The 15,107-nt window shown below is 57.9% G+C and carries 13 protein-coding genes and 1 pseudogene; 7 read left to right on the top strand and 7 right to left on the bottom strand.

Going from position 1 to position 15,107, the window contains the following annotated elements; genetic code table 11:
- The first annotated feature begins 45 nt into the window (after positions 1-45).
- Positions 46-651 (top strand): OmpW family protein, encoded by a 606-nt coding sequence (locus MHN28_RS05635; protein ID WP_239337001.1) that lies wholly within the window; start codon positions 46-48, stop codon positions 649-651.
- Between the two features lie 53 nt (positions 652-704).
- On the opposite strand, the gene MHN28_RS05640 is transcribed toward MHN28_RS05635, so the two are convergent.
- The 3 genes and pseudogenes from MHN28_RS05640 to MHN28_RS05650 form a co-directional block, all read right to left on the bottom strand.
- Positions 705-1,868, bottom strand: a complete 1,164-nt coding sequence (locus MHN28_RS05640) for an isovaleryl-CoA dehydrogenase (RefSeq protein ID WP_239337002.1) — start codon at positions 1,866-1,868, stop codon at positions 705-707.
- 155 nt (positions 1,869-2,023) lie between these two features.
- Positions 2,024-3,214, bottom strand: a complete 1,191-nt coding sequence (locus MHN28_RS05645) for a DegT/DnrJ/EryC1/StrS aminotransferase family protein (protein ID WP_239337663.1) — start codon at positions 3,212-3,214, stop codon at positions 2,024-2,026.
- A 48-nt stretch (positions 3,215-3,262) separates the two neighbouring features.
- Positions 3,263-3,925: pseudogene (locus MHN28_RS05650) on the bottom strand (HAD-IA family hydrolase); the annotation flags it as partial.
- A 133-nt stretch (positions 3,926-4,058) separates the two neighbouring features.
- On the opposite strand from MHN28_RS05650, the gene glmU reads away from it, so the two are divergent.
- Genes glmU through MHN28_RS05670 form a run of 4 tightly spaced genes read left to right on the top strand, consistent with a single transcriptional unit; the run spans position 4,059 to position 8,473 of the window.
- Positions 4,059-5,414, top strand: coding sequence for a bifunctional UDP-N-acetylglucosamine diphosphorylase/glucosamine-1-phosphate N-acetyltransferase GlmU (gene glmU / locus MHN28_RS05655; RefSeq protein WP_239337004.1), 1,356 nt, complete (start codon positions 4,059-4,061; stop codon positions 5,412-5,414).
- Between the two features lie 3 nt (positions 5,415-5,417).
- The gene (glmS, locus tag MHN28_RS05660; protein ID WP_239337006.1) at positions 5,418-7,241 is read left to right on the top strand and encodes a glutamine--fructose-6-phosphate transaminase (isomerizing); all 1,824 of its coding nucleotides are present in this window, start codon (positions 5,418-5,420) and stop codon (positions 7,239-7,241) included.
- Between the two features lie 3 nt (positions 7,242-7,244).
- The gene (locus MHN28_RS05665; RefSeq protein WP_239337007.1) at positions 7,245-7,787 is read left to right on the top strand and encodes a pyridoxamine 5'-phosphate oxidase family protein; all 543 of its coding nucleotides are present in this window, start codon (positions 7,245-7,247) and stop codon (positions 7,785-7,787) included.
- 8 nt (positions 7,788-7,795) lie between these two features.
- Entirely contained in the window at positions 7,796-8,473 is a 678-nt protein-coding gene (locus tag MHN28_RS05670) for a DNA alkylation repair protein (RefSeq protein ID WP_239337008.1), read from the top strand.
- Here the strand turns inward: MHN28_RS05670 and MHN28_RS05675 are convergent.
- Positions 8,470-8,886 (bottom strand): hypothetical protein, encoded by a 417-nt coding sequence (locus MHN28_RS05675; protein ID WP_239337009.1) that lies wholly within the window; start codon positions 8,884-8,886, stop codon positions 8,470-8,472. The two genes, MHN28_RS05670 and MHN28_RS05675, sit on opposite strands and share 4 nt — an antisense overlap.
- 90 nt (positions 8,887-8,976) lie before the next feature.
- Between MHN28_RS05675 and moaA the strand changes: the two genes are divergently transcribed.
- Positions 8,977-9,984 (top strand): GTP 3',8-cyclase MoaA, encoded by a 1,008-nt coding sequence (moaA, locus tag MHN28_RS05680; protein ID WP_239337010.1) that lies wholly within the window; start codon positions 8,977-8,979, stop codon positions 9,982-9,984.
- Position 9,985: 1 nt separating this feature from the next.
- A complete protein-coding gene (locus MHN28_RS05685; RefSeq protein WP_239337012.1) occupies positions 9,986-11,284 on the top strand; it encodes a 3-deoxy-D-manno-octulosonic acid transferase in 1,299 nt (432 codons plus the stop codon).
- Positions 11,285-11,360: 76 nt separating this feature from the next.
- Here MHN28_RS05685 and MHN28_RS05690 read toward each other — a convergent pair whose 3' ends face one another.
- The 3 genes from MHN28_RS05690 to MHN28_RS05700 form a co-directional block, all read right to left on the bottom strand.
- Entirely contained in the window at positions 11,361-12,524 is a 1,164-nt protein-coding gene (locus MHN28_RS05690) for a M20 aminoacylase family protein (RefSeq protein ID WP_239337014.1), read from the bottom strand.
- Positions 12,525-12,583: 59 nt separating this feature from the next.
- Entirely contained in the window at positions 12,584-13,726 is a 1,143-nt protein-coding gene (locus MHN28_RS05695) for an MFS transporter (RefSeq protein WP_239337016.1), read from the bottom strand.
- Positions 13,727-13,795: 69 nt separating this feature from the next.
- On the bottom strand, positions 13,796-15,073 hold the full coding sequence (locus MHN28_RS05700) for a DUF3422 family protein (protein ID WP_239337018.1): 1,278 nt from the start codon (positions 15,071-15,073) through the stop codon (positions 13,796-13,798).
- Between the last annotated feature and the right edge of the window lie 34 nt (positions 15,074-15,107).

Raw genomic sequence — 15,107 nt, forward strand, 5'->3', positions numbered from 1 at the left:
TGCGGCTGTCAAAGCGGTTTCATCAACAAAACCAAAGGCAAGACCATGCAAAAGAAACTCGCCGCTTTGACCCTTTCCACCGCGTTGGTGGCGCTTGCCGCCCCCGCACTCGCCCAGTCGCAGGGAGACTGGACCGTCGGTGTCGGTGTCGGTTACCTCGACCCCAAATCCGACAACGGCACCTTGGCCGGACAAAAGGCCGAGATCGACTCGGACACCCGCCCGATCTTCACCGCCGAATACTTCATCCGCGACAACCTGGGTATCGAACTGCTGGCCGCAACGCCGTTCAAACACAACGTGACCCTGGGTGGAAGCGTCGACGCGGGCAGCGTCAAGCACCTGCCGCCCACCCTGTCGCTGAACTATCACTTCCCGACCAACAGCGCGTGGAAGCCCTATGTCGGCGCCGGCCTGAACTACACGATCTTCTTCGACGAGAAATCCCCGCTGGGCGACCTGAAAGTCGACAACTCCTTTGGTGTCTCGCTGCAGGCCGGTCTGGATTACATGGTCTCTGATAACGGCGCCGTTCGTCTGAACGTCCGCTGGTTTGACATTGACTCGGATGTCAAGCTCAACGGAACGAAAATCGGCAAAACCGAAATCGATCCCTTCCTTGTTGGCGTATCCTACGTCCATAAGTTCTGATCCTTTACGGGAAAGCGCCCCGCAGTTACCTCGTCTGCGGGGCGTTTTTTATCTCAGAGCATCTCGTTCATGAGTTCGCGCCCGATCAGCATCCGGCGGATTTCGCTAGTGCCCGCGCCGATTTCCATCAGCTTTGCATCGCGGAAAATTCGGCTGACCGCCGAGTCCGCCAGGAACCCTGCCCCGCCCATCGCCTGCACGGCCTGATGCGCCTGCGACATCGCCTGCTCCGAGGCGTAGAGGCAGCACGCCGCCGCATCCTGACGGGTTACATCGCCCCGGTCACACGCCTTGGCAACCTCATATACATAAGCACGAGCAGAGTTCATCGCGGTGTACATATCCGCGATCTTGCCCTGCATCAGCTGGAAGCTGCCGATGGGTTTGCCGAACTGCTTGCGCTCGGCCAGATACGGCATGATTTCGTCCAGGCAGGCAGCCATGATCCCGGTTCCGATCCCGGCCAAAACAACGCGTTCATAGTCCAGCCCGGACATCAGAACAGCGACGCCTTTGCCCTCTTCGCCCAGCACGTTTTCGAAGGGCACTTCGACGTCCTCAAAGATCAGTTCGGCCGTGTTCGACCCCCGCATGCCCAGCTTGTCGAAATGGGGCGAGGTCGAGAAACCCTTCATTTCTTTTTCGATTAGAAAGGCCGTAATGCCCTTTGAACCGGCCTCCGGATCGGTCTTGGCATAGACGACCAGAGTATCGGCGTCCGGTCCATTGGTAATCCAGTATTTGTTGCCATTCAAACGATAGTGGTCGTTTCGCTTTTCCGCGCGCAGCTTCATCGACACAACGTCGGATCCCGCCGAGGCTTCGGACATGGCCAGCGCGCCGACATGTTCGCCTGAGACCAGACGCGGCAAATACTTCGCCTTCTGCTCGTCATTGCCATTCAGCTTGATCTGATTGACGCACAGGTTTGAATGCGCTCCGTAGGACAAAGAAACCGAGGCCGAGGCCCGCGCAACCTCTTCCACCGCGACGGTGTGGGCCAGATATGACATGCCTGCCCCGCCGTATTCCTCGGACACTGTGATGCCCAGCATGCCCAGATCGCCCATTTCTTTCCAAAGCTCATTTGGAAAGGCGTTCGAGGAATCGACTTCGCCCGCCATTGGCTTGACCCGCTCCTGCGCCCAACGGTGCACCATTTCGCGCAGGGCGTTCACGTCCTCACCCAAATCAAATTGCATGGTCGCCGTGAACATAAGCGATCTCCTCTTTCGCATTAATGAACAGTTGTTCAATAAATAGCAGCGAATCTGAAAGGGGTCAACGACAGCATCCCAAAAACAAACCGCCGCCCGGATCGGGGCGGCGGTTTCCAAGAAATAAGCGTGCGCGTCACGCGCACTCGATTGGGCTACGACTGATAGACGGCGCTGACCTCTGCCCGGATGATCCGGGCAATCAGGTCGCAGTCCTCCAGCGAAAAGGTCAGCGGGACGCGCATATCCACGATCCCGGCAAGGATACGGTCACTTTTGGGCATTGGCGAACTGTCGGCATATCGCCAGCTGTCATAGCGCGACGTGAACCCCGACGGTTCGGCACCGCCAAACCACTTGAGCTCGACCCCGCGCGCAGCACAGCGCTTGATCACTTCGTTTACCCGCTCCGGCGACCAATCCAGCAACAAGAACTGGATTGAAGACCCCACGAATGTCTCGGCCTCGGGGCGTTCGACTATGGTTAGGCCAGGCGTTCCGCGCAGGCCTTTTTCGATCTCGAAATAGCGTTCATTCCAGCGCTCAACCTGCCGGTTCAGATCCCGCAATTGCGGGCGCAGGATTGCCGCGCGCAAGTTGTCCATCCGGCCCGAAACATTGGGCGTGTTGTATTTGATCCGCTCAAACACGTCAGGCCCCGGCGCAGCAAGGTGCCGCTCATACAGCATGTACGACCCCGACAACATCGTTGCCTTTGCCGCCAGCTCCTCGTCATCGGTAATCAGCAGCCCGCCCTCACCCGAATTGACGTGTTTGTAGGTCTGACACGAATAACAGCCGATCGCTCCCTGTCGGCCCGACAGCTGCCCGCGCCACGCGGCACCCATCGTGTGGGCGCAATCCTCGATCACGATCACACCAGCGGCGTCACACATTTTCATCAGCCGGTCCATGTCACAAAGATGCCCGCGCATATGGCTGAGCATCAGAACGCGCGCCTGATCCAGCTTGGCCTCAAGATCATCCAGATCGATCGTCAAGTCTTCGGTCACGCCCACAAAAACCGGGCGCGCGTTGACCGAGGCGATTGACCCCGGCACAGGTGCCAAAGTGAATGCATTGGTCAGAACCTGATCGCCCGGCTTTATACCTACAGCCCGCAATGCAGTGGCCAGCGCATACCCGCCCGACGACACGGCCAGACAGTATTTCGCCCCCATTTGGGCGGCAAATTCCTGTTCCAAAAGCGCCGTTTCACCCAGTTCTCCGGGAACAACGTTGTAGCGGTGCAAACGCCCGTGCCGCAAAACGGCCAGGGCGGCCTCAACCGCCTCTTCGGGGATGGGTTCCTGTTGGGTAAAACTGCCGGTGAATGTCTCTGTCATGGGATTGTTCTGGTCCTGCAAGACGTTTGGGTCAAGGGATTGCGCGGCCACGCCAATCAACTCTGCCACCAATCCCGGCAGATCATCGAAATGGTGGAGCAATGCTTCGGGTTCCAGCTCAGCCATATCGGCGCCCGACGGGCCAAACGTGACCAGTACCGAAGGCACGCCTGCAGCACGGGCCGTGTTCCGATCCGTGTCAGAATCGCCGATCAGCACACATAGATCAGGGTGCCCACCTGCCCGGCGGGCGGCCTCGCGCAAAGGTTCCGGGTCAGGCTTGCGTACTGGCAAAGTGTCTGCCCCCACCAGCGAAGCAAACTGATCCCGCACGCCCATCTGAGTGAGCAACTGATGCGCCAAAGCCTCGGGTTTATTTGTACAGATGCCAACACCGTAGCCCGCAGCTCTCAACCCCTCAACCGCATCAAGCGCACCGGGATAGAACTGCGTATGCGTATCGATATCTTCAGAATAAGCGTTCAGCAGCATCGGATAGTAGGCCTGAACGGTCGCATCATCGTACGCACCAACCCTTTTCAGGCCATGCGTCAGCATCATTCGCCCCCCACGCAAGGCAATCGCCGCGTCCTCTCCATGAACCAGTACGTCGCCGTGACCCATATGGCGGAAACAGTGGTTGGCTGCGGCCAGAAGATCGCCCGATGTATCGGCCAAAGTCCCGTCCAGATCAAAGATTACCGTACGCATATTGCCTCCTAATTCGGCGGGTCTTCGCCGTAAGTGTTGCAAACGGCAATCTTGTTTGATGCCCGTACCGCTTGCGCCTTTGAACTCAGCGGATAAAACGGGCGGCGAAAAAACACAAAGAGAAATCGATTTCATGAGTATTGCCCTTGTCATCCTTGCCGCCGGAAAAGGCACCAGGATGAATTCGGATACCCCAAAAGTTCTACACCCGATTGCCCAAACCCCGATGTTGGTCCACGCAATGCGCGCAGGTGCCGTTCTGTCGCCCGAGCGGACTGTTATTGTCACCGGTCACGGTTCAGAGGCCGTCGCCGAGGTCGCCAATGCCGAGGATGAAACAGCTCAGATCGTTGTGCAGGAAGAACAATTGGGAACGGCGCATGCCGTTGCTCAGGCGCGCGATGCGCTTGAAGGTTTCGAAGGCGATGTCATTGTCCTTTATGGCGACACTCCGTTTATCGACCCAAGAACGTTGGAACGCATGATCGAGGCGCGCGCCTCATTCGACCTGGTCATGCTTGGTTTTGATATTGCCGAAGTTCAACCGCGTTATGGCCGATTGATCATGGATGGCGACCGGTTGACGAAAGTAGTCGAATATAAAGAAGCAACCGAGGAGCAGCGTGCAATCCGCTTTACTAATAGCGGGCTTCTGACCTGCAACGCAAAACTGCTGTTCGAACTGATTGACCAGATCGGCAATGACAATGCCACGGGTGAGTATTACCTGACGGAAGTCGTATCTCTGGCCAATGCACGCGGGCTTTCAGCCACTGCTATCAAATGCGACGAGGCAGAAACTTTGGGTGTGGACTCTCGCGCTGATCTTGCTGCGGCAGACGCGGAATTCCAGGCACGTGCTCGCGGCGAACTCCTGGCGCTGGGCGTAACGTTGATGGCACCGGAAACTGTGTACTTGGCCGCCGACACGATTATTGGACGAGACACTGTTATCGAACCCAATGTCGTTTTCGGACCGGGCGTCACTGTTGAAAGCGGCGCAACAATCCGGTCGTTTTCACACCTTGAAGGCTGCCACATAAGCAGAGGTTCAATCGTTGGGCCGCATGCCCGATTGCGCCCAGGTACGGAATTGGCAGAAAACACGCGTATCGGCAATTTCGTCGAACTGAAGAACACTGAAATCGCCGAAGGTGCGAAAGTTAACCATTTGAGTTACATCGGCGACTCTATTGTTGGAGCAAAATCCAATATCGGCGCAGGCACGATCACCTGCAACTATGACGGCTTTAACAAACACCGTACAACGATTGGTGAAAACGTCTTTGTTGGCTCGAACACAATGCTGGTGGCACCGGTGAATGTGGGTGACGGTGCGATGACAGCCGCTGGCACGGTTGTTACACGCGATGTCGAACCCGACGCTCTGGCCATGGCACGGGCCAAGCAGGAAAATAAGCCCGGTTATGCAAAGAAATTATTTGATATGTTGAAGGCGAAGAAAGCACGCCGAAACAAAGGAGCCTAATTTATGTGTGGTATTGTTGGTGTACTGGGCGAGCACGAGGCCGCGCCCACCCTGGTGGAGGCACTAAAGCGACTGGAGTATCGCGGCTACGACAGTGCCGGGATCGCTACTGTCAATGACGGCAAACTTCAACGGCGCAGGGCGGTGGGCAAGCTGGTCAACCTCAGCGATTTGCTGGTTCATAATCCCCTGCCCGGAAAATCTGGTATTGGTCACACACGTTGGGCCACACACGGAGCGCCTTCAGTCACCAACGCACACCCACACAAAGCCGGACCAGTGGCCGTTGTGCATAACGGTATTGTCGAAAACTATCGAGAGCTGCGTGAGGAACTAGCTGAGCATGGGATTGATTTCACGACTGAAACCGATACCGAAACCGTCGCTCTGTTGACCGAACACTACCTGGAGACTGGCCTTTCTCCCGTTCAAGCCGCGTTCAAGACCATCGACCGACTGGAAGGTGCGTTTGCTTTGGCCTTCCTTTTCGATGGGCAGGACGACCTGATTATCGCTGCACGTAAAGGATCACCACTAGCCGTCGGGCACGGAGATGGCGAGATGTATGTAGGTTCAGACGCCATCGCGCTGGCTCCACTGACCGATCGCATAACCTATCTTGAGGAAGGCGACCGTGCGGTACTGACCCGAAACTCTCTGGAAATTCGCAACGAAGAGGGTGAACTGGCGAACCGTGAAACGCGTCGGATCAAGCTGGATCATACGCGTACCGGCAAGAACGGCCACAAGCACTACATGTCTAAGGAAATTGCGGAACAGCCCGTGGTGATTGCCGACGCGATCCGGTCCTACCTGCCCAGCGGCGGCGATCAAGTGGTTCTGCCGGACACCGATCTGGATTTCGCCAAGCTGGATCGTTTGACCATGGTGGCCTGCGGCACGGCATTTTACGCATGCCTGACCGCGAAATACTGGTTCGAGCAACTGGCGCAAATGCCGGTCGAGGTCGATATCGCCAGCGAATTCCGCTATCGTGAGCCGCCTATCAGTGATCGCACAGCCGCGCTGTTCGTCAGTCAATCGGGTGAGACCGCCGACACTCTGGCGGCACTCCGGTACTGCGAGGGCAAGGCGGACAAGATCGTTTCGGTCGTCAACGTCCCCGAAAGCTCGATTGCGCGCGAAAGCGATATTGCCCTTCCTATCCATGCTGGCGTTGAGATCGGCGTGGCTTCGACCAAGGCGTTCACATGTCAGCTGAGCGTTCTTTTGATGCTGGCGCTCAAGGCGGCTGCGGATCGCGGCACGCTGACCGACGAGAAACTGGCCGACCACTATGCCGCGTTGCGCGGACTGCCAACGGTGTTGAATGCAGCGTTGGATCAGAACCCGGCCATCAAGACGTCCGCTCAGCGCCTGTCTGAGGCCCGAGATGTTCTGTTCCTGGGGCGTGGGCTGATGTATCCGCTGGCGATGGAAGGGGCATTGAAACTCAAGGAAATCAGCTACATCCATGCCGAAGGTTATGCATCGGGTGAACTGAAGCATGGACCCATCGCTCTGATCGACAAGAATATGCCAGTGGTCGTCATGGCCCCGCGCGACACGTTGTTTGATAAGACCGTGTCGAACATGCAAGAGGTGATGGCGCGCAAGGGTAAGGTCATCCTCGTCTCAGACGACGATGGCATTGCCGAGGCTGAAGATGGCGTCTGGAGCGTGATCCGGATGCCGTATGTTCACCCAAGCCTTGCGCCGATCCTGTACTCGGTACCAGCTCAACTGCTGGCCTATCACACAGCGGTGGCCAAGGGCACCGATGTGGACCAGCCACGCAATCTGGCGAAATCCGTTACGGTGGAGTGAATCATGGCCAAGCAATTCGCGGAACTGGATGATGCAAAGCGCAAGTTCATCGAAGAACAGCATCTGTTCTTCGTTGGCACAGCGGCGCCGGATGGGCGGGTCAATATCTCGCCCAAAGGCATGGATTCTCTGCGTGTTCTTGGCCCGAACCGGATTGCTTGGATGAACCTGACCGGCAGCGGTAACGAAACCGCAGGGCATCTGCTCGAGGTCAATCGAATGACGCTGATGTGGTGCTCGTTCACGACGCGGCCAATGATCCTGCGCACCTACGGGACCGCACATACTCTGCATGTCGGTGACGAAGACTGGGACAAATTGGCCGATCTGTTCCCGACCCACCGCAGCGCCCGGCAAATCTATGATCTGGACATCGATCTGGTTCAGACCTCGTGCGGCTATGCCGTTCCTTTCATGGAGTACCAATCCGAACGGGACACGATGCAAAAGTGGGTCGATGGCAAGTCTGACGAGCAGATCCAATCCTATTGGGTTGAAAAAAACCATCAGACCATAGATGGCAAACCTACGCGTTCCTTGACCTGAGCTGTTTGATGCTTGAAACCTATCTGGACCAGATAAAGGCTCACTCCGATCCAGAGCGCAGTGAACAGATGGCCGCGTATCACAAGGTCGAGCGCCCCTATTTGGGCGTGGCCAATCCTATCCTGAATGACCTCACCAAAGCATGGCGACAGGAATTGGATGTCGCCGCGCGCGTGGGCCTTGCGGATTCGCTGTGGCAGACGAATATCCACGAAGGCCGCCTCGCCGCTGCGAAACTGCTGACGCAGGCCCGCATCCGACCGGACGACGCAGTGTGGGACCTGTTGCAAAGCTGGCTACCCGATTTTGATGCTTGGGCCGTTGCGGACCACGCCTGCATGGCGATGCAAAAGCGTTTGTCGGCCGAGCCGACGCGGTTGGATCAGGTAGAAGCGTGGACAACCTCGGACCACATGTGGTCACGGCGCGCAGTGCTGGTGGCCACCCTGCCCTGGACCAAGCAAAACCACCCAAAGCCTGATGACCTGACACGCCGCGACCGAATTCTCGGCTGGGCCGCAGGATTTGTGTCTGACCGGGATTGGTTTATTCAGAAATCTATCGCCTGGTGGCTGCGCGAGCTGTCCAAGCACGATCCGGACCGCGTGATTGTCTTTCTCGATACGCACGGAGAGGCGATGAAACCCTTTGCGCGAAAGGAGGCCGGTAAATATCTGAAGGGTTAGTTGGAATAGATTTCCAACTCGACCAGCTCATCAAACGGCAGCAACAACGCCCGCATCGCATCCAGTGAAAGACGGCTTCCGCCCCCAGCCGGGCCAGAGGCTGGAACCAGAGTAATGTATGCCTGCGCGCCAGTTCTGGGCACGACGACCCGACCCGTGATTTCGGTCTCGACCAGCGGCGTTTCCAGCCAACGACCCGGCGTTGTTGGGTCGCCCAACCCCGCGATTGTGGTCTTTGGCCCGACCCATCCGTCCGCTGTGACTGCGACGGGCTGTGGCTCTACCACCTCTTCCACAGCGGCGGATTCTGCTTCTTCGGGTGTCTTCTCACCACCAAAGACACGGTCAGTTGTCGACCGCACGGTGTCACATCCCGCCACCAGAACAATAAAAGCCAAAAACGCATACCTCATGACGCAAGCCTACCGTCCTGCGCTCATCTGTACCAGCGCAAAGCACAGTTCGCCCTTGCCGCAGGGCGGTTGCAGCTTTACCTATGTCGCATGACTGCTCCGCTCATCGACCCGTTTGCACGTGCTATCACCTATCTCCGCGTATCCGTAACGGATCGCTGCGATTTCCGCTGTGTCTATTGCATGTCCGAGGACATGACCTTTCTGCCCAAGAAAGACTTGCTGACTCTGGAAGAGCTGGACCGCATGTGCTCGACCTTCGTGAACATGGGCGTCGAAAAGCTGCGCATCACCGGTGGCGAGCCTCTGGTGCGTCGCAACATAATGACGTTTTTCAACTCGATGACCCGTCACCTGGAAAGCGGGGCGCTGAAAGAGCTGACGCTGACCACCAACGGTTCGCAGCTGCATCGCTTTGCCGATGATCTGTACGCTGCCGGTGTGCGTCGGGTTAATGTCTCGCTGGACACGCTGGACGAGGATAAGTTTTCCAAAGTCACGCGCTGGGGCCGACTGAAGCAGGTGCTGACCGGTATCGATGCCGCCCAAAAGGCTGGTCTGCGGATCAAGATAAATGCCGTGGCCCTGAAGGGCTTCAACGAACCGGAACTGCCCAAGATCACAGAATGGTGCGCCGAGCGTGACATGGACCTGACCTGGATCGAGGTCATGCCGATGGGTGATATCGGCAACGAGGATCGCCTGGACCAGTACTGGTCGCTAAAGGACGTGCGCAAGGAATACGAAAACCACTATGCAGTGACAGATCTTGCGGAACGCACCGGCGGCCCTGCACGCTATGTACGGCTAGAGGATACGGGCCAAAAGATTGGCTTCATCACGCCTTTGTCCCATAACTTCTGCGAAAGCTGCAACAGGGTGCGCCTGACCTGCACGGGTGAGCTGTACATGTGCCTTGGACAAGAGGATATGGCCGATCTGCGCGGTGCATTGCGGGATCACCCCGATACGGACCAACCGCTTGAGGACGCTATCCGTTCGGCGATCAACCTCAAACCCAAAGGGCACGATTTCGACTATTCGCGCCAGGCGGTCGACGGCCAGATGAGCCGCCACATGAGCCACACAGGCGGCTGACGTGCCAGCCCGATCTGACCGGCCAACGCTGCTGTACCAATTGTATTGCGGCCTGACTTCTGTTGCGGGTCCCCTGGTCTGGCGCACGGTTCGCAAAAAACTACAAGCCGCAGACGTCCCAGACACCCGGCAACAGGAGCGCTTAGGCCATGCCAGTCTACCCCGCCCGGATGGGCGGCTGATCTGGTTCCATGCAGCCAGCGTGGGCGAGACACTGTCGGTCATAAGCCTGATCAAACGTCTGGGCGAGCGCTCGCCTGATGCAGAGTTTCTAATCACCTCCGGCACTCCCACCTCTGCCGCGCTGATCGAAAAACGGATGCCGCCACGCACGCGCCACCAATACCCGCCACTGGATACCGCTGGCCCGGTGCAGCGTTTTCTGGACCACTGGCGTCCGGACGCAGGCATCTTTGTCGAAAGCGAAATCTGGCCCCGTCTAATCGTTAAAGCGTCCAATCGGGGCGTTCCGCTGGCTCTGCTCAATGCGCGTCTATCGAAAAAGTCAGTCGAGGGTTGGAAGAAACGCCCCCAAACCGCCCGGTTCATTCTGGACCACTTCACGCTGTTCCTGACCCAAAATGACCAAACAGCGAAAAACCTGATCGACATGGGCGCGAACGCTGAGCGGGTACAGCCGGGCACCAATCTCAAGGCGATGTCGGACCCTCTTCCGATAGATCAGGCCACGGTGGACGATATCCGCGCGCAAATCGCCGGTCGCCCGATCTGGATCGCCAGTTCTACGCATGTTGGTGAGGAAGAAACCGTTCTGGCGGCCCATGCCGAACTGCTCAACCGCCGGCCCGACCTGTTGCTGCTGCTCATCCCCCGCCACCCCGAGCGACGGGGGGAAGTTACCGATCTGCTTAACTCTGCTGGGCAATCAGCTGCATTCCGCTCCAAGAGTGAAAAGATCAACGCACAAACGCAGGTCTACGTTGCTGACACTCTGGGCGAGACGGGAACCTGGTACGCTCTGTGCCCGATCGTTTTCCTGGGCGGGTCACTCCGGGAAATCGGCGGTCACAATCCGTTTGAACCCGCACAGGCCGGCGCTGCCGTGATTACAGGCCCCGGCTATTTCAACTTCGCGGAAACCTTCGCACCGCTGATTGACAGCGGGGGCGCGACCGAGGTCAACTCTGCAACTCAGCTATCCGGGGCCGTCGCCAACTGGCTGTCCGACGACGCCGCTTTGCACAAAGCCCGGGCAGCGGCAAAGTCCTGCGTGAACACTCAGAAATCCGCGCTGGACGGCGTGATCGACGCTTTGTGCAATAACCTCAACCTTACCTGACCGATCGAAGATCCCTCTTCATCTGGCTGGAAATACCTCGGGGGTGTGGGGTCAGAGCCCCCATCTGTCCGAACCATCAGGCCGCGGGCATCCGCTGCTCGACGATTTCCGCCCACCAACTGCACCCGGCCGGAATAGCCTCGTCATTGAAGTTGTACTCCGGATGATGCACGGCGGCCGTGTCACCATTGCCGACAAGGATGTAGGCTCCCGGGCGTTCTTCAAGCATAAAGGCAAAATCCTCGCCTCCCATGATCAACGGAGCCTCATCGCAGCTGCCTGAAACCGAACGCGCAACGTCAGCGGCAAAGTCGGTCTGTTCATCGCTGTTCACCATCACCGGATAACCCCGGTAATAGGTCACATCGACTGCGCCTTCGAACGTCGTGGCGATACCGTTACAGATCGCGTGAATGCGCTTTTCGGCCAGATCGCGCATTTCCTTGCTCATGGTGCGGACAGTCCCTTTGATCTTCACCGTCTGCGGGATCACGTTGAACGCGTTTGAAGACGTTTCGAATGACGTTACAGAAACCACAATGCGATCAATCGGGTCTGCGTTCCGCGACGCAATGGTCTGCAAAGCCAAAACAGCCTGCGCGGCCATCACGGTGGTGTCGACGGTTTCATGGGGTTTGGCGGCGTGCCCACCTTTACCTTCGAAGGTAATATCGAATTGGTCCGTTGCCGCGAAAAAGGCGCCGGGCCGAATTGCGAAGCTGCCCACCGGGCGCCCCGGCCAGTTGTGCATGCCATAGACCTCCTGAATGCCCCAGCGGTCCATCATGCCGTCCTCGCACATTTCACGTCCACCGCCACCGCCTTCTTCGGCAGGCTGGAAGATAACGATGACGGTTCCGTCAAAATTCCGCGTTTCGGACAAGTATTTCGTCGCACCAAGCAGCATCGCAGTATGCCCATCATGCCCGCAGGCATGCATCGCCCCGTCGGTTTTCGAGGCATAGTCCAGACCCGTCGCCTCGTGAATCGGCAACGCATCCATATCCGCCCGCAGGCCGATCACTTTGCCGCTTGTATCGGTCTTGCCTTTGATCACACCAACGACGCCGGTACGTCCAATACCCGTCACGACCTCATCACAACCGAACTCTCGCAGCTTGTCGGCGACCAGCGCACTGGTGCGGTGCGTTTCGAACAGAATCTCGGGGTTCTCGTGAATGTCGCGCCGCCATTCTGTAATTTCGCCCTGCAATTCGGCGAAGCGGTTTTTGATCGGCATGCTCTTCTCCCAGCTTTGGTTTTTTCCGGCTCTCTGCCTCGTTACAGGAGCGACCGCATTCAATCCAAATCGGCGGGCCGCAGCGCGCCGGATAACAGGACAATGAATACAGCCAGTGGCAGCAGAACCATGAATGCTAAGCGCAATGTAAGCATCTCTGCCAGAAACCCAATAAGCGGCGGGCCAATCAGCAACCCTCCGTATCCCAAAGTGGCTACACTGGCGATGGCCTGCCCAGGAGGCACGTTGGGATCGCTCGCTGCCCTACTGAAAGCCAGCGGCATGATCACCGCGTACCCGATCCCCATCAAAGCAAAACCTGTCAGCGCCAGCCCAGCCTCGGCGGCAGACACAACGCAGAATACACCCAACGCCGCAGACACTCCGCCAAAGCGGGCGACTGCAACCGGCCCGAGTCGGGCGATTGCGAAACCGCCTGCCAACCGGAACACAACCATCGCGACCGAGAACACCGCATATCCCAAAGCCGCGATGCTTTCCGTCGCGCCGGTCGCGTCTCTCAGGAAAATAGCGCTCCAATCAGCTACGGCGCCTTCGCCTAAGGCGCCACACAGGGCCGTGAACCCGACAAGGATCAATGCACCCGATGGCAACGCAAAAACCTTACCAGTGGGTGATACCGCCCGGCGAGATGTCCACGACACCCATGACAATATCAGCGCGAGACCGACGACAACGCCGCCGGCCAAAAGAAAATGTTGTATCACACTCAGGCCCATCTGCACAGCCCCGAACCCGCTGAGTGCGCCCAGTCCGGCCCCGAGGCTCCACATCGCGTGAAACGACGACATGACTGGTTTTTTGTAGGTTTGTTCGACCTCAGCAGCCCAGGCGTTCATTGCGACGTCCATCGAACCGTGAAACGCGCCAAACACAAACAGGAATATCGCCAGCGACCAGAACCCACCGGCCAAGGCCAGAAAAATCAGCGAAAACGTGTACAGAACGGCGATGACCCGCGTCAACGCCACAGCTCCGAACCGGTCGGTCAGACGCCCCGTGATCGGAAACGAACACACAGCGCCTGCAGCCATGAACAGCAGACCATAACCTAGCGCTTCATGTGTCAGGTCCAACCGATCCCGCACTGCTGGAATGCGAGAAGCCCAGATGCCAAACAGCGCACCATTCAGAATAAACATGGCGGCCACGGCCCGCCACGCTGCCACGATTCCGATCACGGGAAATCCTTAGATGTAAGCGTCAAATGCGGTCGTTCTACAGGCTGAATGCCCTCAGGCAAACATGGATTATTCCAGCCTTTTGCGAATTTGCCGGATGGCGAACCAAACACCCAAAACCACCGGGACCGTCACCGCTGCTGTCAGCATCCCCTTGCTGATCCCGGCCTTGGTGAGCGGATAAAGAAGGTAGCTGACCAGAGACACTGCGTAATAGCTGATAGCGACCACCGACAGCCCCTCGACCGTATGCTGCAGACGCAGGGCCAGATCGGCGCGTCGGTCCATGCTTTCCAACAGCGCCTGATTCTGGGCGCTACGCTCAACGTCCACACGGGTTCGCAACAACTCTCCCGCACGAATGGCCCGGTCGGACAGCGCCTGCAGACGGCGTTCCGTCGACTTCACCGTGCGGATCGCGGGATCATAGCGGCGCATCATGAAGTCGGCAAAGTTCTGTCCCCCCTGGAACCGTTCCTCGCGCAAGACCTCGATCCGTTGGTTCACGATTGCCTCATAAGCCCCGGTCGCACCAAAACGGAACGAACACTGAGCCGACAGCGTTTCAAGCTCGATCGAGGTCGAAAGCAAGTCCTGCAACAGATTGTCAGGTTGCGCCGAGTTGTCGGTCATTTGCCCCATTAGCCGGGTAAGCTGTCCATCCAATTCCCCGATACGCGGCATAAGCTGTTTGACGCGTGCAAATCCAAGCATGGACATTGCCTTGTAAGTTTCGATCTCGCACAGGCGCTGGACGATCCGCCCCGTCCTGCGCCGCCCGGTACCTTCCGTCACAAACATCGCAAAGCGCATATGCCCCGCCGGATCTATCCGGAAATCGCTGGCGCAGATGGCAGCATCGTCCAACACGCGGGCCACGGCAAGGCTTTCGGGCTCAAACCAGTCCAACAGTTTGGATTTGACAACCTCATCGCTCTGCCGTTCGACGACGCGCACCATCGCCGATGTCACCCTTTGGCCGGGACTGGCCATCAGCCAATCCGGTGGGAAAACCTCAAAGTCGGCAGGGTTGAACGCCCGGTCACTGACATTCTGAGAGATCGCGGTGTAGGTCACGAACTCGGTATGTTGTTCCCATTTCAACCAATGGCGGCCGATCTGACCTGCGTAATGCGTGGCGTCCGGTTGCGGGTGTTGCGCCCCGTGACGATCCAGCAGGTCAATCAAATGAGCCAGATCTTCGCGACGATCTCGCGCAACGGCGGCTTCAGATTTCTTGATCGCCAGAAAGACCACCGTGCAGGGCATCGCTGCCACTGGGAACGGACGGGCGTGCAGTTCATTTGCCAACGCATAGCGCAGCGGGTGGTCATCTATCGGCGTCATTTAGGGCTCCGTTTCGTCCGAGGCACTATACGAC

The sequence above is a fragment of the Ruegeria sp. Ofav3-42 genome, from assembly GCF_022347725.1.
Classification (GTDB): Bacteria; Pseudomonadota; Alphaproteobacteria; order Rhodobacterales; family Rhodobacteraceae; genus Ruegeria.